Annotated in this window: 2 protein-coding genes; both read right to left on the bottom strand. The window is 73.4% G+C overall.

What is annotated here, in order from left to right; translation table 11 throughout:
- Positions 1-140: 140 nt before the first annotated feature.
- Complete coding sequence (locus NON22_RS24745) at positions 141-707, bottom strand: ECF-type sigma factor (RefSeq protein WP_257389638.1); 567 nt, start codon at positions 705-707, stop codon at positions 141-143.
- 74 nt (positions 708-781) lie between these two features.
- The coding region (locus NON22_RS24740) for a DUF3293 domain-containing protein (RefSeq protein WP_257389637.1) at positions 782-1,049 on the bottom strand (268 nt) is incomplete at its 5' end.

The following is a 1,049-nucleotide window of genomic DNA, read 5'->3' as shown; positions in this document are numbered from 1 at the left end:
TTGCGCGAGCAGCGCGGCCAGCGCCGGATCGCCGGCCGTCTGCGCCGCGGCGAACGCGGCGCGTGCGGCAGGTTCCAGTTCCAGCGCCTCGCGCAGCAGCGCGAAGGCGCGGCGCTTGCGCGCGAGTTCGCCGGCGTCGCTCATGCGCCGGTCGCGCCGGCGTTCATTTCGGTGGCGAGCAGCGCGCGCGCGGCCTGCCAGTCGCGCATGACCGTGCGCACGGTCAGGCCTTCGAGTTCGGCGACCTCGGGAAACGCCAGGCCGCCGAAGAAATGCAGCTGCACGACGCGCGCGGCGCGTTCGTCGATCTGCTCCAGCGTGGTCAGCGCCTGGTCCAGCGCGAGCACCTCGACCGCGTCGGAGGGATCTTCCGGCAGGCGCTCGTCGAGCGTGACCATGACCGCGCCGCCGCCGCGCTTGCCGGCCTGTACGCGGCGCGCGTGGTCGACGAGGACCTGGCGCATCGCGCGTGCGGCCAGCGCCATGAAGTGCTGCCGCGTGCTCGTGCTGAGCTGGCTGGCTGCGGCGAGCTTTACGTAGGTCTCGTTGACGAGGGCCGTCGTCGACAGGGTCAGCCCGAAGCTGCCGCGCAGCTGGTGCCGCGCGCACTGGCGCAGTTCGTCGTAGAGCAGGGTGAACAGGCGATCCTGGGCGGCGCTGTCGCCTCGGCTGGCGGCGGCGAGCAAGGCGGTCACGTCGTCGTGCATGGAGGCTTCCCGGATCGATCGAGGGCAACTGTGCGAGCGGAACGGCGCGGGGTCAATGCCTCGCCGCGGCGGTCTCAGGCGCCGTTCCAGACCGCGCCATAGCCTCGCAGCTGAGCCGGCGCATTTCCGTGCGCCAGCACGATCGCATTCTGCGAATGGCGACACGCCAGCGCATCCACGGCCGCGAGCGTCAGGCCGGCCACGAGCAGCGACGGTTCGCGCCAGCGCTCGCCCGGCAGATGGCCGACGCCGGGCAGCACGCGCGCGCCGGCGAACGCACGGACCTCGCCGAGCAGCGTGCGCAGCGCGGCGCGGTTGTCGGCCGCGGGCCGCGGCTGCGAG

It is taken from the genome of Tahibacter caeni (assembly GCF_024609805.1).
Classification (GTDB): domain Bacteria; phylum Pseudomonadota; class Gammaproteobacteria; order Xanthomonadales; family Rhodanobacteraceae; genus Tahibacter; species Tahibacter caeni.
Note: the sequence above shows the minus strand (reverse complement) of the source record. Positions and strands in the feature narration are given on the sequence as shown.